The organism is Streptomyces sp. NPDC059718, assembly GCF_042733315.1.
Classification (GTDB): Bacteria; Actinomycetota; Actinomycetes; order Streptomycetales; family Streptomycetaceae; genus Actinacidiphila.
In genome coordinates, this window is sequence record NZ_JBHWGA010000040.1 from 17,766 (window position 1) to 39,908 (window position 22,143).

General features: G+C 70.3%; 15 protein-coding genes. 5 read left to right on the forward strand and 10 right to left on the reverse strand.

Annotation, left to right across the window (positions count from 1 at the left end; translation table 11 throughout):
* Positions 1-9 precede the first annotated feature (9 nt).
* The 4 genes from ACFV3E_RS34160 to ACFV3E_RS34175 form a co-directional block, all read right to left on the reverse strand.
* Entirely contained in the window at positions 10-2,022 is a 2,013-nt protein-coding gene (locus ACFV3E_RS34160) for a TerD family protein (protein WP_500538420.1), read from the reverse strand.
* A gap of 283 nt (positions 2,023-2,305) precedes the next feature.
* A complete protein-coding gene (locus tag ACFV3E_RS34165; protein ID WP_500538422.1) occupies positions 2,306-2,740 on the reverse strand; it encodes a hypothetical protein in 435 nt (144 codons plus the stop codon).
* A gap of 130 nt (positions 2,741-2,870) precedes the next feature.
* Positions 2,871-3,200, reverse strand: coding sequence for a hypothetical protein (locus ACFV3E_RS34170; RefSeq protein WP_500538424.1), 330 nt, complete (start codon positions 3,198-3,200; stop codon positions 2,871-2,873).
* Between the two features lie 62 nt (positions 3,201-3,262).
* Positions 3,263-3,826, reverse strand: a complete 564-nt coding sequence (locus ACFV3E_RS34175; RefSeq protein WP_500538426.1) for an Rv1352/Rv1906c domain-containing protein — start codon at positions 3,824-3,826, stop codon at positions 3,263-3,265.
* A gap of 222 nt (positions 3,827-4,048) precedes the next feature.
* On the opposite strand from ACFV3E_RS34175, the gene ACFV3E_RS34180 reads away from it, so the two are divergent.
* Genes ACFV3E_RS34180 through ACFV3E_RS34195 form a run of 4 tightly spaced genes read left to right on the forward strand, consistent with a single transcriptional unit; the run spans position 4,049 to position 8,977 of the window.
* On the forward strand, positions 4,049-4,915 hold the full coding sequence (locus ACFV3E_RS34180; protein WP_500538428.1) for a hypothetical protein: 867 nt from the start codon (positions 4,049-4,051) through the stop codon (positions 4,913-4,915).
* Between the two features lie 56 nt (positions 4,916-4,971).
* On the forward strand, positions 4,972-6,123 hold the full coding sequence (locus tag ACFV3E_RS34185; RefSeq protein ID WP_500538430.1) for a hypothetical protein: 1,152 nt from the start codon (positions 4,972-4,974) through the stop codon (positions 6,121-6,123).
* Positions 6,120-7,622, forward strand: coding sequence for a hypothetical protein (locus tag ACFV3E_RS34190; RefSeq protein ID WP_500538432.1), 1,503 nt, complete (start codon positions 6,120-6,122; stop codon positions 7,620-7,622). The genes ACFV3E_RS34185 and ACFV3E_RS34190 overlap by 4 nt, the downstream gene beginning before the upstream one ends.
* The gene (locus ACFV3E_RS34195) at positions 7,619-8,977 is read left to right on the forward strand and encodes an AAA domain-containing protein (protein ID WP_500538434.1); all 1,359 of its coding nucleotides are present in this window, start codon (positions 7,619-7,621) and stop codon (positions 8,975-8,977) included. The genes ACFV3E_RS34190 and ACFV3E_RS34195 overlap by 4 nt, the downstream gene beginning before the upstream one ends.
* Before the next feature lie 172 nt (positions 8,978-9,149).
* Here ACFV3E_RS34195 and ACFV3E_RS34200 read toward each other — a convergent pair whose 3' ends face one another.
* Positions 9,150-10,154, reverse strand: coding sequence for a hypothetical protein (locus tag ACFV3E_RS34200; RefSeq protein WP_500538436.1), 1,005 nt, complete (start codon positions 10,152-10,154; stop codon positions 9,150-9,152).
* Between the two features lie 280 nt (positions 10,155-10,434).
* Positions 10,435-10,962, reverse strand: coding sequence for a hypothetical protein (locus tag ACFV3E_RS34205; RefSeq protein ID WP_500538438.1), 528 nt, complete (start codon positions 10,960-10,962; stop codon positions 10,435-10,437).
* Between ACFV3E_RS34205 and ACFV3E_RS34210 the strand changes: the two genes are divergently transcribed.
* A complete protein-coding gene (locus ACFV3E_RS34210) occupies positions 10,957-11,655 on the forward strand; it encodes a hypothetical protein (protein ID WP_500538440.1) in 699 nt (232 codons plus the stop codon). The two genes, ACFV3E_RS34205 and ACFV3E_RS34210, sit on opposite strands and share 6 nt — an antisense overlap.
* Before the next feature lie 289 nt (positions 11,656-11,944).
* Here ACFV3E_RS34210 and ACFV3E_RS34215 read toward each other — a convergent pair whose 3' ends face one another.
* From ACFV3E_RS34215 to ACFV3E_RS34230, 4 genes are read right to left on the reverse strand one after another with little or no spacing between them, the layout of a single operon-like run.
* On the reverse strand, positions 11,945-14,089 hold the full coding sequence (locus tag ACFV3E_RS34215; protein ID WP_500538442.1) for a DEAD/DEAH box helicase: 2,145 nt from the start codon (positions 14,087-14,089) through the stop codon (positions 11,945-11,947).
* Positions 14,086-15,417, reverse strand: a complete 1,332-nt coding sequence (gene brxD / locus ACFV3E_RS34220) for a BREX system ATP-binding protein BrxD (RefSeq protein ID WP_500538444.1) — start codon at positions 15,415-15,417, stop codon at positions 14,086-14,088. The genes ACFV3E_RS34215 and brxD overlap by 4 nt, the downstream gene beginning before the upstream one ends.
* Entirely contained in the window at positions 15,418-18,213 is a 2,796-nt protein-coding gene (gene pglZ / locus ACFV3E_RS34225; protein ID WP_500538446.1) for a BREX-2 system phosphatase PglZ, read from the reverse strand.
* Positions 18,210-22,127 (reverse strand): DUF6079 family protein, encoded by a 3,918-nt coding sequence (locus ACFV3E_RS34230; RefSeq protein ID WP_500538448.1) that lies wholly within the window; start codon positions 22,125-22,127, stop codon positions 18,210-18,212. Before ACFV3E_RS34230 ends, pglZ begins: the two co-directional genes overlap by 4 nt.
* Between the last annotated feature and the right edge of the window lie 16 nt (positions 22,128-22,143).

Sequence of the window (22,143 nt, forward strand, 5' to 3'; positions counted from 1 at the left end):
CGTGCGGGGTCAGCCGTCCGTGGGGCCCGTGCGCTGCGCGCTACGACGCGGTGCCGGGAGCCCCAGGTGGGTGATGACGTGCGAGTGGAAGCGGTCCACGGCGGTGTCGACGCTGCGGATGAAGCCGCTTTCGGCGTTGCCGCGGGTGTTGCCCATGGTCTTCGAGAGGGTGAGCCGGAAGCCCTTGATCTGCGCGGAGTCCTTGGGCAGCAGGTCGCCGGGTTCGGGGCGCAGCTTCTCCAGGGTGCCGCGCGGCCCGGCTCCCTGGCCCTCGGTGAGCAGCGTTTCGACGTGCAGGTCGGCGGGCGCCTCGGTGAGCTGGCGGACCAGGCGTTTGGCCCAGGAGAGGGGGTAGCCCTGCTCGGGTACGGGCACGTCGATCGAGGTGCGGAGCCGGCCGGTGCGCAGATCGGCGGTGATCGCGAGGGTACCGATCGCGTTCTCGATGTGGATCTCTGCGTGCAGTTGCCCGTTGTCGGCGAGGCGGTCCGCGAGTTCGGCGCGCCGGATCTGAAGGTCGGTACCGCGTTTGGCGCGTACGGGGGACACCTTCTCGCCCAGTTCGCCGCTGAGACGGAGGCTGACCTGCTGGATGAGACGCTCCCAGCTCTCGACGACCTCCACGGCCTGCTTGTCGCCGCGGACCAGGGTGTCCTCGCTGATGGCGTTGCGGAGGGGGACCCAGGCCGTGCCCATGTTCTGGAAGCCGTGGCAGCCGGAGTTCTCGTGCTGGAGGTAGTGCAGGAGTTCCTCGAGCAACCACGCGTGGGCCAGGTTGGCGACGCCTTCGTGGCGGACGAGCATCTGGGCCTGGTGGACGACCTCGGCCCAGGAGAGGTGCCACAGGGCGACCTTGTGCTTGCGTCGGCCGTCGACCTTGACATTGACGACAGGGCTGCCGGGCAGGGCCACGTCATTGGAAAGCGTGATCACTGCCTCGTAGCCGCGGCGGGCCGCGATGTCCATGTAGGACTGGACCTGCTCGTCCTTGAGCGGATTGCCATTCGTCTTGGTCTCGACCAGCGCGGTCCAGATCTTCCCGGCGCGGGAGGCCCGGATGACGCCGTCGGGGCGGACCGTCGTCGCACCGTACGTGAAAGAGGTCTCGACGAAGGTCTCCATAGCACCGGCCGGGGCGTTGAACCCGGCGGTCAGTCGGCGGCCGAACTCCGGTACCTGCGCCATGACGGACAGCAGCACCGAGGTGGCGCGGACCTCGCGCTCACGGTCGCTCTTGAGCTGCGGCACCGGGAACAGACGGGCAGACCGCCAGGTCTCGTTCTCGGCCAGTGACTTCTTGGGGCTTGCGGGCAGCGTCACCTTTTTCTTCGCGATCCGTACGCGCCTCTGCGGTACCGCCGGCCGGGCGGGCTCTGTCGGCTCCGGTGCTCGCGGAGCGTCATCCTGCGCCCTGGGGGCGTCGGACTGTGCGGGGATCAGGGCATCGGCCGGTTCCGGTGCGGCGGCCTCAGGCTCGTCCTCCGTGACGTTGATACCGTAGTCGGTGGCCAGTCCCGCGAGGCCGGAGTGGTATCCCTGGCCGACGGCCCGGAACTTCCACTCTCCGTTGCGGCGGTAGATCTCGCCGAAGACGAAGGCGGTCTCCACGCTCGCGTCCTTGATGGAGAAGTGGAGAAGCGGCTCACCGGTCGCGTCGGCCAGGGTCAGCCGCAGGTCCTCCAGTTCGCCGAACGGAGCGCTGCCGGTCCGACTGGCGGCGACCACGATGCACTCGATGTCGGCGGGGATGGCCGTCAGGTCGAGGCTGATGCGGTCCTCGCTGCCGTCCGCGGTCGCCGTCGAGCCGAGCACCTGGACGCTGCCGTCCGCGCTGGCGGGGTTGTTGTAGAAGTAGAAGTCCTCGTCGCTGCGGACCTTGCCATTCGCATTGAGGAGCAGCACGGACACGTCCGCTTCTCCGGTCCCCGAGGGATCGGTCCAGCCCAGGGCGACCTGGATGGATCCGGTGTCCTCGCTGAGCGTGGCCAGGCCGATGTTGGCGCCCTTGGATATCTCGTGCATGCGGTGTCCTTGTCGCGTGTGCTGCTGCGTCCAATGTGTATCAGGTATGCGCAAGTCGTGGATGAACGGTGTACAGAAGAGGAACGTGCCCAGTTGGCGCCCCAGCGATGGAGCGGTTCCGAGCGGCGGACTCGTCAGCCGAGGGTGTTGGCGAGAGGCGGGCGAACGAGATGTCGTGCGGCGGTGGAGGACGTCAGTCAGCCGACCTTGGTCCACTTCGGAGCGACGTCCCGCAGGGTGTCGTTCAGGGGAACGCTTCGTCTCCGCTTGCGGGCCGTCGGGGTCAGGGTGCGGGGTCGGCTTTGGCGGTGTCGTTGACGTTGGTGAGGCAGGCCTTCATGAAGTCGTCGCGGTGGATCGTGCCGCCGGTGGGTTCCTTGGAGATCTGGGAGTACTGCAGCGAGCAAGTGGTGTCACTGGCGGTGAACGTCACTGTGCCGTCGTCGGTGTAGACGCCGCCTGCGATGACGCCGGCCGCGTAGCTGCCGAGCAGAGTTGAGCGGCCGAAGACCGGCTTGTCCACGGTCTTGGTGATCGTCTGGGTGACGACCTTGGGCGGGCGGGCCTCGGCCTGCTCGGCACGGTGCGAGGCAGAGGCGGCTTTGTGGCGGGCGGCGTCCAGCGCGGAGTGGGTGCGCACATAGTCGACCACGGCCGCGGTACCGCAGGCGGCGGCCAGTCCGCAGGCAGCGATGGCGATGATCTTGTCTCGGGTCACTGGGTGTTCCTTTGCGAAGGAAGAGTGAAGTGGGACGCCGGCTGCGGCGACCGGTGGGTGGCGGGCGGCGCGGGGCCATCCGCCACCGCGCGGGACGAATGGCTAGGCGTGGAAGGTGCTTTGTGCGAGTTCAGGCGGTGCGGGCCGCGAAGCCGCGGACTTGCGCGTAGACGGTGAGAAAGAGCTCCAGTTCGGCTGCCTCGTCCGGCGTAGCGCGGCCGGTGGCGAGCCGGGTACGGGCGTCGCGGTGGGCCTGGCGCAGGTACCCGCTGCGGTCCAGGTGGTGCCACAGGAGCCGGAAGGCCTGCTGGTGGTCGTACAGGCCCGTCTCGTACTCGCCCCGCGAGACACGGCGAGCCTGTTCCAGCAGGGCGCGGAAGTTCTCCTCGTTGCTGCGCTGCAGCAGCGCGGCCAGGTGCCGGTAGTAGACGCTGAGCTCGGGCTCGCCGGACTCGGTCAAGCTGTGATTCTCCCTCTCACTTGGGTGATGGCCGGGGTTTGGGGGCAGCGGGTGTCGGGCCGTCAGCCGACCTTGGCCCACTTCTGGCAGCCGGTCGTCTTGAACACCTCTCCCTTGCGGACGGTCACCCGGCCGCTTCCCTGCAGGTTGTTGTTGGCGATGATCGAGTCGAAGTCGCCGGTGGAGTCCTTGGCGCGCTCCCAGTAGCACAGGGAGCCATCGGGGCCGGCGGTGCGGTAAGTGCCGGCCTTCATGTCGCTGCCGACCAGGTACTCGCCGTCCCCGGCGACGCTGGTGGCCGGGCCCTTGGGCTTGGGCGGCTTGGCCGTGACCGTCCTGGTGGCGGTCACCGTCACCGTCGGCGCCGGGGCGGCGGCCGCCTTGGCGGTGGCGGTCACCGTGGCGGCCGGAGCGGCGACCGAGTTGCCGTCGGCTTCGGCGCCCCCGCCGCCCGCGGCGGTGCCGAGGAACAGGGCGACGACTCCGACCGCGCCGTGGGTGATCCAGGCCTTGCGCCGCGAGGGCTTGCCAGGCGGCAGCGGCGCCGGGGACTGGGCGATCGGGTGCTGCGTCACCCACTGCGGGGTGGACGGGTTCGGCGGGTACGGAGGCATGGCAGAGCTCATGGCGGTTCCTTGGTGAAGTGGGCAAATGACGCCAGTGGGTGTGGGAGTGCGCCGCAGCCGCCGGCAGGGTGGGGCCTGACACGGCGCACAGCAAAGATGTGCGCAGGCTCTGCCCGTTGGGCTGGAGCCGTGCGGTTGCCAGGAGCGTAGCGCGATCCGGCCGAACTTTGGAACCCTTTGGAAAACATTGGAAGCGGCTGGAGTCTGGGCTATGCTGCCGTCATGCCCGAGTCACTCGAAGCACTCGAACAGCGGATGACGGACCTGCGTGCCTCTCTGCGCGAAGCAACGCGCGCGGGCGACAAGGCCGCCGCGACGAAGGCCCGACGTGAACTGCGCGACGTGGAGCAGGCGTGGAACGACGCCCTGGACGCGGAGGCAGAGGGCGCGGGCCCGGGCGCGGCACCGCCGGCCGAAACCCCGCTGCGGCCACGACCGGAGTCTCCGGCAAGGAGGCCCTCCCGTGCCGTGGGCGGCGTGATCCCCGTGCGTGAGCAGGTGCACCAGGCGCTCACCGTCCTCGGTGCCAGCGCCGCTCCCAAACTGATCTCCGCCGCTCATGAGGCGTTCTTCGCCGACACGATCGTCACCACTCGCCTGGCGTCGCTGCGACGTGATGAGGAGCGGTCCTTCGCCGCACAGGCCTACGCGCGCCCCTACTACATCTGTGCGGCCCTCACCCACGACCGGCTGACCCCTGCCAGAGGGCTCCTCGCCCTGTCCACCTGGCCGCTGGAGCAGCGGATCGTCGGGCCGCTCGGCCCGCGCACCGACTTCCTCACCCAGGCCGTCAGGGTCGCCGAGCAGATCCAGCGCATCCAGGCGACCGGCGAGCAGCCATCGGACGCCGCCTGGCGACTCCTGCACCGCTTCGCGCAGAACGTGCCGGGGGCCCACGAAGGCTTCGGCGCCGCCGACCCGGAACGGGTCATCCGCGCCGCCACGACGGAATCCGAGGTCCATGCCGAGGATGACGCCGAACAGCGGCAGGCTGCCGCTCAGCGCGCGCGCAAACTGACCGATACGCAGAAACTCTTCGGCGCGCCGGCGCTCGGACTCGCCGACCACACGGGCACCGACGGCTCATAACGACCCGCCCGATCCCGGTTCCAGCCCTGCTCGCACGCACCGCCCAGGAAGATGCCATGGCGCCGCCGCCCAGCACCGATGACAGGCTTTCGCGCCTGCGCGGACCGATCGCCCCGCAGGCGTACACCGCGCGGAAGATCACCGCCCTGACCGCCAACCCCGGCTGCGCCCGCCGCGCCGTGCTCGACGCCGCGGGCGTCGACAAGAACGCGCTCGCCGCCCGCGTCGGCTTCGACGCCCGCTTCGGGCAGTCCCCGTTCGCGATATCCCGCGGCAACGCATTCGAGGAACTGGTCAAGGCCGACGGCTACGCCGCCCTGTTCACCCTGCTGCGCACCGAGCTCGACGTACCCGTCCGCGAGGCCGGGGTGGCCGACCTCAACACGGTCGGCCAGAACACCGATCTCAAGCTTCGCGCCGCCGAGACCCGCCGGTTGCTGCGCCGCGTCACGGAAGGCACCGACGAGCGCCTGATCCTGGACCACCCCGTCCTCACCCTCCAGGTCGCCGGGCAGACCGCCTACCTCGAGCCCGACGCCGTCACTCACCGCATCGGCGGCAGGTTCTACGTCGCCGAGATCAAGTCGTTCGCCGCGATCGACGGCCAGGCCGACCCGGGCAAGGTCGCCGAGGCGGCCAAACAGGCCGCCGTCTACGTCATCGCGCTGCGCCAGACCCTCCTTGCCGTCGGCCTGGACGCCCAAGCGGCTGCCGACGCCGTCGCCCACCAGTTCCTGCTCATCTGCCCCAAGGACTTCGCCAACCAGCCGTACGGCAGGCTGGTCGACCTGCGCCAGAAACTCGACGCGATCGAGTTCCAACTCGGCCGCCTCGACCGTGCCGAGGACCTCGCCGCCATGCTCCCGGCCGACGCCAGCTTCGACCTGTCCGTGGGCCGGGACGGCAGGCCGGCCCGTACCGGCCGGGAACTCGCCGACGCCCTCGACGACCTCACCGCCGCCTACAGCCCCTCCTGCCTCGACTTCTGCGAACTCGCCCAGTACTGCCGGGACCAGGCCACCACCGCCTGCGAACCGGCCCGCCTGGGCACCTCCGTGCGCAACGAACTGCCCGGAATCGACTCCACCCGCAGCGCCCTCAGTCTCATCGACGCCGCACTCGAACCCGACCCCACCCAGGCCGACATCGTCGCGCGCCTCCGCGCCGCCGACCGGCTGCGCGCACGCCGCACCGGAGGCGCCGCATGAGCACCCTCACCGCCCTCGCCAAACTCCGTGCCGAGCAGGCGGGTCGAGCCCAGCCGGTGACCACCGTCCGGCACACCCACATCACCGAGCGGCCCTTCGTCCTCATCCCGCTCAAGCTGGCCGGCGAGGCCTGCGCGCCGCTCGCGGCCATGGCCGGAACCGACCGCGACCAGCCGCACCTGCTCGTCGTACCCCAGCCGCGCAACCGCACCCAGCGCTTCCGCTTCACCGAACGACTTGCCGCGCTGCTCCTGCCGTATCTCGACTCGTGCCGTGAGCAGACCGAGACCTATGCGGCCGCCCGTGGCAAGGAAACCCGCGAACGCTACGCCGACGCCCCGCAGATCCTCCTGCCCAACCCCGGCGGTCTGGCCTTCACCCGGCTCCTCGGCCGCTCCACCCGCCTGCGCCGCACCACCGGCGAACACGCCGTCGACCCGGCCGTGCCGCTGCTCGGCAATTGGCTGACCTGGGTTTGCGACCAGAGCGAGTTCCCCGGCTCCAGTCTGCTGCTGAGCATGACCGGGCTACTCACCGCGCACTGGGCCACCGGACAGAGCAGCAGCGAGGACGGCAACCTGGCCGCGACGCTGGGCTGGATCGACCCGCCCGCCGACCTGACCGGCCCCGAAGCCGCTCTCCTCGCCGAGGACCCCGGCGAGCACCCGCCCGCCGGCCCCGCTACCGACCCGCTCTTCGACCGTAAGCTGGTCGAACTGATCGCGGCCTACGACGCTGCCAGCGCAGGCGACGACGAGCAGCGGCAGGCCGCCGCCGTCCGAAACCTCGAATCGGAATTGCGCACCCAACTGCAGCCCACGTGGCGGGACATGTGGCACGGCATCGACCTATTGCGCGACCTGCCGGCCGGCCGGAGCGTCGCCGACCGCTGGGCGTACGACCGCACCGCCTTCACCCTGCGCTCGCAGTACATCGCCGAGGGCGGGGCACCGCAGCCGCGCCGCGACCACGCGGCGGGCGCCGCCCGCCGCCTTGCCCGCCTGGAGGACGCCGTCGCCCGCTACCAGACCGACCGCGCCTTCGACGATCCGCTGGTCATGGCCGAGTACGAACTGGACGGCGCCGCCTTCGCCGGCGAGGTGGTGGCCAGGGACGCCGAGCGCATGGTCCCGGGGCCCAAGCGCCCGGTGTTCCGGCCCATGATCACGCTCCGGACCGAGACCAGGCCGCGCACCGGAGACGGCAAGGACGTGCGCAGTCCGGCCCGCACCGGCCAGAAGGCCGTGGTCATCGGCATCCGCGAGGCTGAGGACGGATTCCACGTCGATCTCGAACTCTCCGGCGGGCTCGGCAAGCAGAAACCCCCGGCACTCCCCGGCGCCATCCCCGAACTCGGCGAGGAACTCCTCTACACCGTCCTCGGCGGCCACTTCACCACGGCCGCCGTACCGGACGACACCGACGTCCCCTGGACGCACGGCGGCCCGCGCGAGGGTTACCAGCCGACCGACGACGACGCCCAGGAGGTCTGGGAATGACCACGCAGACGTCCCCTGCCCCTCAGGGCCCGGACAGCCCCGGCGCCCGTGCCGACGCCGCGGTCTCCGCCGTGCTCCACGACCTGGACACCACCAACGAGCGGGGCATCGTCGTCGACTCGCCGCCCGGCGCGGGCAAGTCCACCCTCGTCGTACGCTCCGCCGGACACCTCGCCGACCAGAACCGCCCCGTCATGATCGTCGCCCAGACCAACGAACAGGTCGACGACCTCGTCACCCGCCTCGCCACCGACCGCCCCGACCTGCGCATAGGCCGCCTCCACGCCAGCGGCTACACCGCCCCGCGCCGCATCCTCGACCTCGACAACGTCGCCTTGTCCGCCGACGTCGGCGACCTGCGGGACTTCCCGGTCGTCGTCGCCACCGCGGCGAAGTGGGCCTTTGTCAAGGACGTCTCGTGGGACTGGGCCATCGTCGACGAGGCCTACCAGATGCGCTCTGACGCGCTGCTGCGCACCGCCAAACTCTTCAACCACGCCCTCTTCGTCGGCGACCCCGGCCAGCTCGACCCCTTCGCCACCGTGGACACCGACCGCTGGGCCGGCCTCACCTGGGACCCCCTGCGCAACGCCGTCGACGTCGCCCTCGCCCACAACCCCGGCATGCCGCTCCACCAGCTGCCCATCTCGTGGCGGCTGCCGGCCTCCGCAGCGCCTCTGGTGGAGCAGGCCTTTTACCCCTTCTACCCATTCACTCCGGGGACGCGCGACGGCGACCGGATTCTGACCCTGGCCACCTCTGCCCTCGGTGGCACCCCGGTCGACCAGGTCCTCGAAAAGGCCGCTGCCACCGGCTGGGGCTACCTAGAACTGCCCCACCGCCATACCCTGCGCACCGACGGCGAGCTCGCCGCCGCCCTCGCCGACACGGCCAACCGCCTGCTCCAGCGGGGCGCCGTCACCCATTCCTCCGGGGTGGCCGCCGAGCTCACTGCGTCCCGGATCGCGATCGGCGCCGCCCACAACGACCAGGTCGCCGCCGTCCGCGAACACCTCGACCGTCAAGGTCCTCACCTCGCCGACATTACGGTCGACACCGCCAACCGCCTTCAGGGCCGTGAGTTCGACGTCACGCTCGTCTGGCACCCCCTGTCCGGCCGCGCCGACGCAAGCGCCTTCCACCTCGAAACCGGGCGCCTCTGTGTCCTTCTCTCCCGCCACCGCCACGCCTGCATCGTCATCGGCCGCGCCGGCATCCGGGACCTCCTCGACCGCCACCCGTCCACCTCGCCTGTCTACCTGGACGTCCCGCCGAAGTTCCCCGACGGCTGGCGGGCCCACCAGACGGTGCTGGAGCACCTGGGGCAGCCGGAGTACAGCGTTTCGCGCGGCTGAACGGACCGCGGGGCTACGCGGACCGAACGGTGCCCCTCCCAAGCAGAAGGAGCGGGTTGCTGTCGCGGTGTAACCGCAGGGGTGTCGAGACGACCAGGGGCCGAGCGGTCGTACGGACCCCGGTTGTGGGGAGCCAGATCCGGGTCTTCAGGGTTGAGCGGCGCGGAGGGGCTCAGTTGGTTCCGGCGTTGTACAGGTGGTCGCCGAAGAATCCGATGACGAGTTGCCCACTTCTGTTGGTGTCATCGAGATAGTGCAGTCGCGGCGCTGGAGGAGCACCGTCGCCGATCCGGATGTGTTCGAGCATCACGGCCTTCCCCGACGGGTCGATGTGCTCAGGGACGCGGAGGGTTCGTTGGGCCTTGCCTCGAGGGCTACTGCTGGCGGTCTGCCCCTCACTGACAACCACCTTGCCCTCAGCCAGTAGAGGGTACGGCTGGCTCGCGCAATACGCCTTGAGATTGGCCAACTCGGGGCCGGCCCTGCCACCACGCGCCTGTGCAAGGTCTTTAGTTTCGGCGTACGCCTGCATAGTGGCCAGTGTTGCCGCCAGACGGTCACGCCAGTGCTGAGCCTTCTGGTGGTGCTCCAGCTTCTTGGCCTCATCCAGATCTGCAGTGATGACGAGCGACGAGCAGTGCCGGTGCGCTTGTTCGAGCACGCCTTGGAGGGTGGGGGCATCCAGCAGGGCCTTCAAAGCCCTCGCGTCTCCTGGGGGCTGCTCGATCTCCATCTGGCGGGTCTGCAGCCGGGCAATCGCTGCGTCGCGGGCCCGCAACGCAGCGTCCCGCTCCTTCGTCGCGGTGTCCAACAACTCGGCGAACGTGTCTCGGTCCTTCTCCGTTGCCTCAAGCCGCGCAAGAATTTCGGCTACCTCGGGGGGCGGCGGAAGGCTCGCCGCTGCTCGGACCAGGTCAGGGATCATGGAGTTGAGCTTCGCTTCGAGGTCCGGCCCTTCGTTGAGCAGTTTGGAGCAGTCCCGCAACCGGGCCTCGACCTCGCGGCGCCGATCGCGCTCCGCCTCGGCGAGCCGCTTGTATTTGGCTGCTTCCCTCTTGTGCTGCTCGACGAGCTCCTTGCTCGCCTCAACGAGCCTATGTGACACGCGTTCCAGCTCGTCGCGGGCTCTCTGCTCGCCGGCCTTGTCAGCCGCGGGGCCGAACGGACTGATGGACATCGCTCACGCACCCCCCCATCTCAAAAGTGATGACGAGCATAGGGGGCGGAATGGCTGGGGGACGGCGTGCGCTGCACACCAGTGCCATCGTCGATAATGTCGCCCCGCTTGCCCGCGGGTGTAGGCGGCCCGCCGCCGGGGTCTGGGCCGGCGTGTATCGTCCGGCGCTGCGGCTCACGGCAGCACGCGCTGCGCACCAGGGGCCTCTTCGGCCACGCTGCCACCCCTTACGGGCACGCGCGCCTGGAGCGGCATCCGCGGACTGGCTCGTCCACGCGTTTTAGCTGGTGTGGTCGGCGGCTGTGTTACGCAGCAGGCGGACGAACTCGGTGGTGTCGGCCGAGGGGTGGTGAGCGTGCAGGAAGTTGCTGGCCAGCATGGCTCGTTCTGATTCGGTGGTGGCTGCCTGGAAGTCCGGCAGGGCCGCGAGCTGGCGCCCCCAGGTCGGGATTGCCCCGCGGATGGCGTCGCGTGCCGCTTGCTGCTTGGGCTCGGCGATGTTGCCGGTCCGCGTGGCATGGGCTTGTGTGATGGCGTCGCGGATGGCCGGGGAGTTCATCGGGTAGTCGGCTCCGAGCATGCCGCGGGCGAGGTCCTCGACTCGGGTGTCCCGTTCCAGGGCGGTCTGGGCGGTGAGGAAGTGATCGTCGTTGATCAGGGTCTCGTACAGCTGCTTGCTCTGCTCCTGGAGGGTTGCGCGCTCCTCAGCGGATGCGTTGTCCCAGGCATCGATGCGGTCCTGCAGCTCTTCCAGGCGATCCTCGAGGTGTTCGACCCAGTGGTCGGCTTGGACGGTGTACGAGTGCACCGAACTGCCGGACCGGAACGCGACGGTGAAGCCGGCCAGTTCCTGGTCTTGCCGCTTCGCCTCGGCCAGCAGCTCGTGATCTGCTGCGGTCAGGCCCCGATGGTGCAGGTCCTGGCCTTCGAACCGCCCGGCATAGCCGCCTTGATGCCGCTCGACACATACGGTTGTCGGCCGGTCGGTGGCAACCGCCGCGAGGAACTGTTCCTTGTCGTCGTACTCGATGATCGAGGCCTGGTCTGCACCGTTGTCCGTAGGGTTTCGCTGTTCGGGGCCGCCCAGGTCCGGGAAGAGGCCGATGGGAGCATGGCCATCGGCTATCGGGGTGGTGGTTACATGCGGGTCGTGCAGGCCCAGGGCCTGCAGATCGGCGAGCAGGTTCTGGAGTTTTTCTGCGGGTGGCTACTCGTTGTACCAGAGTCGGTCCTGCCCCCAGTCGGTGACGCCGACTTGCACGTAGAAGCTGTCGCCGCCGCCTTTGAATTCGGAGGTGGGAACGTATCCGTACGCTTCGAGTTCATCGGTCGCTGCCTGCATGACACGCGTGTCCTGGTCGGTTCCGGTACCGGCTCCTACTTCGCGGGGGAGGGAGAATGTCAGAGTCTCCACGAAGTTGGAGTTGCCGGGCCACCCTTCATCGATCAGTTCGATGGAGTACCTTCCGGGGCCGTTCTCGCGGATGTGGGCGTCAAGTGACCCTGGGAAGTCTTCGGGGTCTGCGGGCATGGTTGCTCCGGGATCTGTTGTCGTGGGGGTGCAGTGGCCCCTCGTTGATCGTAAGAGCGGGCACCGACAAGGGCCGCGGGGCAAGCGAAGGGGACTTCACCGTCATCATCGGCTGCGGTCAACGGTGGCTGAGGATCCGGCCCGCCAGCGGGTGCCGTCTTGCTGCTGTTTCGAAGTCGTCGTGTGTGGGTCGCCACGTACGCGCGGGGTGCCTCACCGGACGGCGGAGGAGCTGACGAACCGCACTGCGGGCAGGCGGTCAGGCAGGGAGGTTGAGGAAGCGGGCGGGTTCGGTTAGTACGTGGGCGGCGTGGTCGAGGTCTGCGAGGCGGGCGGCGAGGGTCGCTTCTGCGAGGCGTTCGGGTAGGGCGGCGCTGAATTTCAGGCCGTTGAGGGCGCGGGGGTCGATTTCGGGGAGACAGAGGCTGTCTGCGGCGGAGGTGATGGCGTGCTTCCACATCTGCGGGGTGATGTCGGACCGCAGCCGCACGTACAGGTCGTTGCCGCGTTGGAGGGGGTCGGCGATGCCACTCAGGGTGGCGGCCAGCGTGACGTTGGTGCGGTGGCCAGCCCAGGTCCACCAGCGCAGGTCCTTGCCCTCGCCATCGCGGATGATCAGGTTGCCGCCGGGGTGGACGGTTTCCGCGCTCTCCTCGCGGAGCTGCGCCAAGGCGCCTTCCGCGCGCTTGGTGAGCGCGACCGGCGGGTCCTCGCCGAGCAGGACCTCTCGGGCGGCACGGGCGAGCTCGAAGGAGCCGACGGGCAGCCCGCCGCCGTTCCACTTTGCCTTGCCGCCGCCGTCGACGGGCTCGACGAAGCATCGCTTGCGGTTCCAGTCGATGTAGGTGACCTGCCAGCTGCGTCCGGCGAGTAGCAGGCGTCGCGGTCCGGCGCACTCCTCGGTCAGCAGGGTGGGGTCGGTGGTGCCGATCTCGGTGCGCCCGTTGAGGACGGTGAACTCGGGTGCAGCGGTAAAGACGGCCGTGAGGTTCATGAAGTGCCGGTGACCGAATCGGCGTTCGGCCTCGGGGCCGATGAACAGCATCCCGCCGTCCTGGTCGAGGTAGCCCTCGCGGACCAGGTGGCGCACGATGGGCTCGGCTTGCGGGCCGAAGGGGCCGAGGCCGCCCCACCATTCCTGCCAGAGCCTGTCACCGATCCGGTGTTCTTGCAGGCACAGGGCGAGGATCTGCTGTGCGACGATATGGCGCGGCTCGGGCGGGGGCACGACAGGTTCGACCCAGCCGCGGGACCACTGCAGCAACAGGGCGGCGGCGGCGAGCAGGCCGCCCTCGTCGACGGCGAGGAACAGGCAGTTGCGGGTGGAGCCAGGGCGTCGTCCGGTGCGTCCGATGCGCTGGAGGAAGGAGGCGACGCTGCCGGGAGCGTCGATCTGAATGACACGGTCCAGATCGCCGACGTCGATGCCCAGTTCGAGGGTGCTGGTGGAGACGATGACGCAGTCCCGGGCGTCGGCGAAGGCCTCCTCGGCGCGACGTCGCTCGTCCACGGACAAGGAGGCGTGGGAGAGGAATGTGGTGACGCCCTTGGCGCGCAGGCTCTCCCCGAGTTCCTCGACCTGGCGTCGTGACTCGCAGAAGACCAGGCGTTTTTCACCCCGATGGAGGGCGGCGATGACGGTAGCGGCGTTGGTCAGCGATCCGACGTAGTCGAGTTGCACCTCACCGGGCGGTGCACCGGCCGGTATCCCTGATGGCACGTCGGGCTGAGGGTCCAAGTGCGGGGCGATGATTTGGGCGGGACGGGTGCCGGTGGCGGATCCCTGGAGCCAGCTCAGGAGTTCCTTAGGGTTGCCGACGGTGGCGGACAGCCCGACACGCTGCACGGGTCGCCCGACGACGCGCTGCAAGCGTTCCAGGACGGCCAGGAGGTGCCAGCCGCGATCGTCGCCGGCGAAGGCGTGGACCTCGTCGATGACGACGGCGCGCAGGCCGCCGAAGAACGCGTGGTGGTCCACGTTCACGCTGACCAGCATCGATTCCAGTGACTCCGGGGTCGTCAGGAGGATGTCGGGGCGCCGGCGCAGGATGGCTTTGCGTTTGGGCTGGGAGACGTCGCCGTGCCACAGTGCGGCGGTGCGCCCCAGCCACGATGCGTAGGTCTCCAGACGCGGCAGCAGGTTGTTGAGCAGCGCCTTGAGCGGGCACAAGTAGAGCACGGAGGTGCCGGTCCAGTTCTCGGCAGCCATCTTGGACAGCAGGGGGAACGCGGCGGCTTCCGTTTTGCCGCCCGCGGTGGGGGCGAGCAGCACGGTGTCGGTTCCGGACAGCAGCGGGTCGATGGCCTCCTGCTGGAGCGGGCGCAGCGATTTCCAGCCGAGGGTGTTGACGATGTGGTGCAGCAGGACGGTGTTGAGCCGGTCGTCGGATGCGGTGCGGGTCATGTCAGGTCCAGCTCGATGTCGTCGGCGCTGGCTGCGGCGGCGTTGCGTTCGACTTCGCTGAGCTCGGCGGAAGACAGGGTGAGGGCGTAGTCCTTGCGCGGGTCGAAGTCCGGAAATTCATCGACGCGGTCGAGGACGTCCGCCACGAGTTTGCGCAGGAAGAGCCGGGGTGCGACGCCGACATTGCCTCCGAGTCCGCCGGTGACCGCGGTGGCGAGCTGGGCGATATAGGCGTCGTCCACGGCCTGGGTGATCCGCTCGGGGTGGCTGGCCTGGCCGGCATAGAGGTCGCGGATGTTGCGGCCGAGCTCGCCGAGCCGGGTCAGGTCGAAGCCGGGCAGGCGCAGCTGCACGGCCCGCGGCGAGTCGAAGCGCGGGTCGGTGGAGAAGTCGGTGGCCAGGCGCTGGGCCAGCGGAGGCAGCCGCTGGACGCCCTGTTGCCCGTCGAAGAAGGCGGGGGTTCCGGTGATGACGAGGAACAGGCCGGGGAAGCGTCCTGCGTCGATCTCGTCCAGGAGCTGCCGTAGCGCGTTGAGGGCCTTTTCCCGGACGTCGCTGCGGACCCGCTGCAGTGTCTCGATCTCGTCCAGGACCACCAGGAGTCCTGGCTGGCCGCCGTCCCGCAGGACCGTCAGCAGGCCCTGCAGGAAGCCGAGGGCTGCGAAGTGGTCCAGGTCGCCGCGCACGCCGGCGAAGCGCCGGGCGGAGCCGGCGACGGACTTCTGGCCGCCGAGCCAGGCGATCAGCGCTTCGGCGGTGGGCGCATCGCCTGCGGCGCGGGCCTGATGGTAGCCGCGCAGGGCCGCAGCGAACGCCGGGGTGGTCCGGGCGACGTCAACAAGGCGCTGCTCCATGAGCGCGTCCACAGCGCGGCCAAGCGCGTCGGCATCGTCCTCGTCGGCCTCGCCCGCGTCAAGAACCTCCTCTTCGAGGGTGAAGAACCACGAGTCGATCACAGCGCGCAACGCGCTCGGCGGGTGGGTGGCCGTGGTGAGGCGCTCGGTGAGCCGGCGGTAGACGGTCTCCAGCTTGTGCAGAGGCGTCTCGGTCTCCGAGATCTGGATCTCTGCGGTGGCCAGTCCGGCTCGCTTGGCGCGTTCGGCGAGCCAGCGAGCGAAGAAGGTCTTGCCGGAGCCGTACTCGCCGCGGATGGCACGGAAGGCGCCGCCGCCGCGCGCCACGGTGGCCAGGTCGTCGTCCAGGGCCCCGCAGAAGCGGTCCAGGCCGACGGCGAACAGGTCGAGTCCCGACTGTGGCACGGTGCCGCGCCGCAGAGCGTCCACGACCTCGCGGCGGCGGGCCGGGCTGACTGGAGAGACCGCGCTCATCTACGCCTTCACCCCGAACTGGTCCTTCAGCAGTGTGATGTCGAGCTTGACCCGGGTGCCCGCGTCGATGAGGCCGAGGACCGGGTAGCCCTCGACATTGAGCAGCCGCTGCAGCGCCGCGACGAAGAACTCCGCGTTACGCGGAGCCCGCCCGCCCGAGGACGCGGCGGCCGCGCTCACTGCGGCGAGCGAGAGCGTACCGTCCGCCGCGACGAGAGCATCGATGACGGCGGCAACGGCCTTCTTCTCCGGGCCCTTGCGGACGAACTGCTTCTGCGCCGCATACACGCCGGTGTCCACTACCAGGGCGCCAAGGGCCGGGGACGTTGCAGCGTCGCCGGCACGGGGCGGCTCGGCCTTCTTCCTCGGGACCGGACCGGAGCCCGAGCTGGGCTGTGGCGCGGCGGGCACATTCCTGTGGCCCGGCTCGTGCCACCACGGCGGGGTGACGACTTCGGGGGACAGCACCGACCAGCCCGATGGCAGGACCTCGGCGGACGGCAGCAGCACCAGCACCGGCACGGTCATCTCCGCCAGAGCCGCGCCGCCGTGGTAGCCGGCCTTGCGGGGGGTGTAGCGCTGGTCTTCGCGCCACAGCACGGTGACCGTCCCTTCGCCCTCCAGCACGCGCGGCCCGGCCAGCTGGATCTCGTCCTCACCCGGCTGCTCCCCGGGGCTGCCGATCCGCCAGCGCGCCGACTCCACGCCCTGCGCGGGCAGCGGCCCTTCGTCGGTGGTGCGGTCCAGGACGTGGCCGTGATCAGCGACCAGCACCACCGGGCGGCCCTGGCCGCGGGCCGCGTCCAGCAGCTCGGACAGGTAGCGCACGCTGCTGACCGTCCAGTCGCCCTTGGAGCTTTCCTGACCGTGGTCGAGCGCGTCGTCGATGGTGTTCAGGACCACGCCGACCACGCCGTCGCCTGCGATGGCCGCGACGACTTCCGGCGCGAGCCGGTGCCCGGCCGGGCCGGGTAGGTCGGCCTTGTGGAACAGCACCGCCTCATGCCGGCGCTTGCGCCAGAACGCGACGAAGCCGTCTTTCTCCACACTCTGGCCTCCCGCCACCAGGCCGCCGGTCAGGAGCGTGGCGCGGCTGACGGTGGTGATCGACGGGATCGCGGCGACGGCTGCAGTCCGCCGGCCGGCCTCGGGTGCGGCCTCGGTCCAGCGCGGCGCGCCCAGTTCCTCACCCAGCTGGGCGGCGACCGCGCTGCTCATGCCGTCGAGGAGCAGGATCAACGGCGGCCGCTTCCCGGCGAGAGGCACCGCGATGCACCGCATCACATTCTCCACCAGCAGCACCCCGTCAGGAGCCGTGCTGGTGGCGTGCTGCGCCCAGGCGGCCAGGGCCTTGGCGAATCCGCGGTCCAGGCGATCGCGACGGGCCCGGGCGGCGTCGTGGACCACCCGGTACGCCTCATTGACATGCGGGTCCGCCGCCCCGTCCCCGGCCCACAGCCGGTTCAGCGCGCGATCGGCCCAGCCCCAGTCACCGAGGTGGGCGTGCACTGCGCCGCCCACTGCTCCGGAGCCGGGCGCGAGGGCGGCTTCCACAGTCGTCAGCCAGCGCTCCAGGCGTACCGCCATCTCGGCGAGGTGCACCTGCTCGGAGAAGAGCAGGTCCGCAAGGTGATGACTCTTCAGCTGGTGGAGGGCGGCTTCGGCTGCCGCAACGGCGGGCTGGTCGGGAGCCGGGGCGAGCGTGGCGGCCAGTGCCCGCAGCCGGGCGCGGAAACCGGAGGGAAGGAATCCGCTGTCGGTGAGGGCCTCGCGCAGACCGGCCCGGTCCGCCAGGCGGTCGGCCTGCTCCAACACCTCCAGGACGCGGGTGCGCGCCTCGCCGCTGCGCGGTCCACCGGCCGTGGCCTGCGTGATCCACCGGGCGAGGACGCCCTCCACGGCGAGGGTGTAGTGGCGCAGCTCGTCAGGCCGGAAGGGGACGGAACCGAACAGCGCTCCCACGGCCAGGGCCGCGTCCGCCGTGGCCTTCGGGCCGGTCAGGACGGCGGCGACGATGCCCAGCGCCATCGCGTCTTCGCCGCGTCCGGCCTGCGCCAGGGCGAGCAGCAGCGGCGCAGAGTCGCCGACCGTGCGGTCCAGCCAGGTGGTCAGGCCGGCCCGCTCGTCGGGCTGCAGTTCCGCGAAGCGTGCGGGGCCGCCGGGGGTGCGGGACCAGGTGAGGAGGGCCTCCACGTCGAGCGGCACGGCGTCGGTCGACAGGCCATCGCCCAGGCCGATCCGGGCGTGGACCAGGGCGCGCATGGCAGCGTCCAGGGTCAGCACCGAGCCGACGGGGCGCCATCCGCCGGGCGGCTCTGCGGCCAGCAGCGCGTCGGCGAGCCAGGTTTCACGCCGGATGCGCGGGTCGACGTCCACCGCGCCGAAGCGCTGCTTGACGATCTCGACGCGGTCCACGGTGAGCAGGGAGCGGCCGATGGCCTCCCCGCGCAGGTCCAGCGGCATCGGCCGGGTGTCGGGTGCGTCGGTGGTGACCACGAGGATGTCACCGCCCCCGGCACCGCCAGTCTGCCGGGCCAGGTGGCTCTGCCAGGCGTCGACGATGCCGAGCACCGAAGACTGGTGGCTGATACGGACCCGGCGCTGTTCCGGCTCGCCGTCCACCAACGCATCCGTGACCAGACGCGTGGTGAACTCGCCCGGGGCGCCCTCGCGGTAACGGCCGCGGACCAGCACCAGGCGACTGCCCTTGGCGTGCGGGAGCGCCGTCCACAGTAGGGCCTCGACAGCGCGCTGGTCGATCTCCGGGACGGTGGCCCCAGTATGCGCCTGCGTCATGACGCACCACCTTCCACTTCCTGCCAGCCGATCTCGATGGCCGTGCCGGGCTTGGCAGCCGCGTGGGAGCGGATCTGCTGGGTCAGTTCGGCCAGGACCTGGGCCAGCTCGGGCTCCAGACTGCCGGGGCTGGTCGCGACGATCAGACGGCGGCGCCGGGCGGCGGGAACCGCGGATGCAGGGGACGCGGCAGGTGCTGGGGGAGTACCGGGTGTCGGTTGCGCCTGGGTGGGCAGCGGGGGCCGGCCGTGCTCGGTCAGGCTCACCTGGTCCGCGCCCCGCGGGTCCGGAACAGACGCCGCGGCGGGTGACGAGGCGGACTCCTGCGCCGGCGCTGCAACAGCGTTCAGCCGCCCGGACTCGCTGATGATGTCCACGGCCCGGCTCTCGGCTCCGTTCAGCACCAAAGCCAGCTCCCGGTCGCTCTCCGCGGCCGCAGCCGCCTCGGCGATCTCCGCGAGTAGCCGCTGCGCCCGGTCCCCGAGGCCGTCGCCCCGGCCGGTCAGGCCGCGCACGCTCTCCAGCAGCTGCCACTTGACGCGGTCCAGCGCGTCCAGGGTCGGCTGCGCCGAGGACATGGCCTTCGCCAGGGCATCGTCCGCAGTGGTGTAGGCGAGTGCGGCCAGCTCCCGCACGAGCGCGGTGGCGTCGTGGTGCCGAACCAGGCGGGCGATCAGGTCGGCGGCGTCGCGCACGGAACTCTCGCGGGCGTTCTGCTCGTCGCTCAGGCCGAGTGCCGCGCGGTGGTGGGCCAGGGACCGCCGCAGCCCGTTGACGGCCGACTCCCAGCCCTGTGCCTTTGCCCGGACCTTGGCCGCGAGGTCGTTGACGTTGCGGGCGTAACGCACCCGGGGCACGCTCTGACCGAACAGCGCGGCGGCGCGCTCATGCGCAGCGGTGAACTCCTGCTCGCTCGGCAGCTCCTGCGCCCGCAGCGCCCACCCGGTACCGATACGGTCCAGGTCGGGAGCCGGCTGCGGGGAGCCGTTGTAGACCCAGGAGCGGTCCGCGACCAAGGCATACACCGCGATCAGCAGGTTGCTGACCGCCTTGTCCAGACCGGTCCAGCCCAGCTCACCAATCCAGCGGCGAATGTCCTCGACCTCGTAGTCGCCGGTGACACCCTGCGCGGTGGCGTGCTGCTCGATGCGGCGCCGCCATTCGGTACCGACGTTCAGCGGACCGTCGTGGACCTCACCCAGCTCCAGGGGGTGCACGATCCGCTTCACCAGCCCCAGCTGCTTGCTGTCCACGACGACGCGACGCGACCCGTCCTCCATGGCCCGCGCGATCCACCCGTAGACGTTCTTCAGCTCGCCAGGGGTGACGGGCTTGCGGGTCTCCTGCGGGTCGAAGTCCGGGTGCTTGGGGTACAGCGCGGCGAACAGCCCGTCGGCCAGCTTGGCCAGGTTGTACGTGAACGGCGCACCGCCCTGGAGCTGCGGAGTGTGCCCAGGATAGAGGGAGTAGACGTGCAGCCCGTCCGGCGTCTCCGCGCCGACGTTGGTCTCGTCCACGTGTCCGATCCCGTACAGCTGCCGCAGCACATCGGTGAGCTGGCTGGTGAGGGTGTCGCGCTGGGCCTCGAGCTGGTGCTTGACCCGGATCTGGTCGTCGGAGGGCAGATGGGCGGCGTAGCTGGCCAGCCGGTCCCGCTCCAGCAGGTACTGGATCTTCAGCAGGCGGCCGAGCTGCGCGGACCGCTGCGGGGAGAAGAAGAACGGCAGCCACACGACGGTGGCAGCCTCGAAGCCGTCCTGCCGCAGCCGCTGGATGCGCGCGGTGTCGTCGCTGGGGTGCCCATCGGACTCGTCGAACGGGTAGTCGACGACGAACCGGACGCGGCCCTCGACGCTGGGCGAGAACTGCGTCGTCGGCATGGTCGCCGGTTCCTTGACGTTCTCGAACACGAACTCGGCGATGCGCTTGGTGCCGCGCCACACCACCTCGTGCTCGCACACGAACGCGCCCGTGTCACGGACCCCCAGCGCCTGCCACAGCTGCTCCTTGACCCAGATGCGGCGCTGCCCGACGTTGTCCTTCTCACCGACCGCATCCAGGATCGGCTCGACGTCGAGATCGGACAGGTGGAGGGTGAACACCGGGTCGGCGTCGTTGCCGTTGCTGCGCAGCTCGCCGGGGAACTCCGCCTGGAGCTCGCGGAGCCGGCGCACCGCCAGCTCGCCCGGCGTCACGGCGCGGGAGCGCAGCGAGCCGTGGTTGAGTGCGGCGAGACGTCCGCCGGTGAGGCGGGTCAGCGCGGGGACTTCCGGTGAGAGGAAGCCCAGCAGGAGGGTCTTCACGAAGCGGTCGTCCGCGCGGTAGCCCGGGTCCTCGGTGGAGCCGTACTTCTGCAGAAGGAACGCCTGGACCTTGGTGTGGAAGCGGATAGCGGCCTCGGACTGGGCACGCAGGCGGTCGGTGAAGGCTTCGCCCATGCCGTCCGCGAGGACGTCCCACAGGTCGCCCAGGGGTATCAGGTCGCCGAGCTTCATGTCGCCGCGGCGGCGGTAGAGCATCTCCTGGATGAGTTTCAGACCCGTGCGTTCGCGTTGCAGCGCCCCGGACAGGGCGACCAGGGTGTTGAGGAGGACGGGCGAGAGCGGGTACAGCTCTTTGAAGTCCGCCCAGTCCGCACGGGTCGCCCCGGCCGCATCCAGCAGCACCTCGCGGACGGCCACGTCGGAGGACTCGACGGCGGCGAAGGCGCTGCTCAGGGCGGCGCGGGCTGCGTCGTCCTTGGGCTGCAGGACGCGCTCCTTGATGATCGCGGGAAGGTTGCGGTCCTCCAGGCTCACCACGTCGAACCGGCCTGCGAGGTAGCCGACCTGCTGCTCGAGGTTCTTCACGTCCGCGCCGACCACGTCGGAGCCGACGAGCTGGGACAGGTCGCGCTGCCGGGAGATGAACGACACGATTGGGACCGGCCGGTCGGTGTCGCCCGACTCGATCAGCTTGACGAGCTTGCTGACCTCGTCGTTGACCATCGCCTTCTCGGTGAGGTGCGCCTGTAGCCAAAGGATCAGCTCGTCGAGGAACAGGACGAGCCCGTCGTAACCGAGGCTCTGGGCGTGCCGGCTGATGACGGCGAGGCCGTTCTCCAGGGGGAGGAAGGCGTTCTTGTCGCCCTGCGCGCCGCGGGCGTAGGCCGACATGGGGCCGGAGTCCGAGATCAGCGCCGAGACCAGCGCGTCGCGCAGTTGGTCGCCGGGGGCGGCGGCAAAGGCTGCGTCCAGGCTTGCGGAGGTCCAACCGGAGTCGGGGGCGTCGAGTACGTCCAGGTCCTCCAGGTCGTCGCCGTCGTTCGCGTTGCCCTGTGCGCCGTCCGGGCCGGAGGGGTTGCCGAGCCATTGGATGAACTTCGCGTCGTCGGCGAGGAAGTCGCGCTGCCGGCGGGCGTCGGCGAGTGCGGCGTCGGCTCGGTAGACGGGCGGCAGGGATGCGCCCGGGTGCAGCCGTCGGACAGTGGCGACGTAGCCGCCGAGCAGTGCCGAGTCGAGCGACGCGGCGCCGACCAGGTGGTACGGCACCATCAGGAACCGCTTCTTCGTGCCCTCCTGAACCAGCCAGTCCGCGTGTTCCGCGATGACCGCCTGCAGTTTCGGCTTCTCGCGGGCGACCGCCGCGCTGTCATTCAGGATTGCGTGGAGGACAGTGAGGAAGTGGCTCTTACCGGAGCCGAAGGAGCCGTGTAGGTAGGCGGCGTGCGAGGTGTTGTCGCGGACCGCCGCTCTGACGATGCCGAGGGACTTGCGGAAGGCCTGCTCGAGCTGGTCGGTGACGACGTACTCGCGCACCCGCTGCCCGGACTCGCCGAAGCCGCCCGACAGCTCGACTTTGAAGTCGCCTGCGAGGACGGACTCGGGCAGATTGAGGACGTCCTTCAGGTAGAGGGCGTCGCTGGAGGAACTCATGGGCGGTGGTCTCCCT

What these genes read in the sequence shown, in the direction of transcription:
- ACFV3E_RS34160 (WP_500538420.1), bottom strand. Translation starts at nt 2,022, where the DNA reads ATGCACGAGATATCCAAGGGCGCCAACATCGGCCTGGCCACGCTCAGC.
- ACFV3E_RS34175 (WP_500538426.1), bottom strand. Translation starts at nt 3,826, where the DNA reads ATGAGCTCTGCCATGCCTCCGTACCCGCCGAACCCGTCCACCCCGCAG.
- ACFV3E_RS34180 (WP_500538428.1), top strand. Translation starts at nt 4,049, where the DNA reads ATGCCCGAGTCACTCGAAGCACTCGAACAGCGGATGACGGACCTGCGT.
- ACFV3E_RS34185 (WP_500538430.1), top strand. Translation starts at nt 4,972, where the DNA reads ATGGCGCCGCCGCCCAGCACCGATGACAGGCTTTCGCGCCTGCGCGGA.
- ACFV3E_RS34190 (WP_500538432.1), top strand. Translation starts at nt 6,120, where the DNA reads ATGAGCACCCTCACCGCCCTCGCCAAACTCCGTGCCGAGCAGGCGGGT.
- ACFV3E_RS34195 (WP_500538434.1), top strand. Translation starts at nt 7,619, where the DNA reads ATGACCACGCAGACGTCCCCTGCCCCTCAGGGCCCGGACAGCCCCGGC.
- ACFV3E_RS34200 (WP_500538436.1), bottom strand. Translation starts at nt 10,154, where the DNA reads ATGTCCATCAGTCCGTTCGGCCCCGCGGCTGACAAGGCCGGCGAGCAG.
- ACFV3E_RS34215 (WP_500538442.1), bottom strand. Translation starts at nt 14,089, where the DNA reads ATGACCCGCACCGCATCCGACGACCGGCTCAACACCGTCCTGCTGCAC.
- brxD (WP_500538444.1), bottom strand. Translation starts at nt 15,417, where the DNA reads ATGAGCGCGGTCTCTCCAGTCAGCCCGGCCCGCCGCCGCGAGGTCGTG.
- pglZ (WP_500538446.1), bottom strand. Translation starts at nt 18,213, where the DNA reads ATGACGCAGGCGCATACTGGGGCCACCGTCCCGGAGATCGACCAGCGC.
- ACFV3E_RS34230 (WP_500538448.1), bottom strand. Translation starts at nt 22,127, where the DNA reads ATGAGTTCCTCCAGCGACGCCCTCTACCTGAAGGACGTCCTCAATCTG.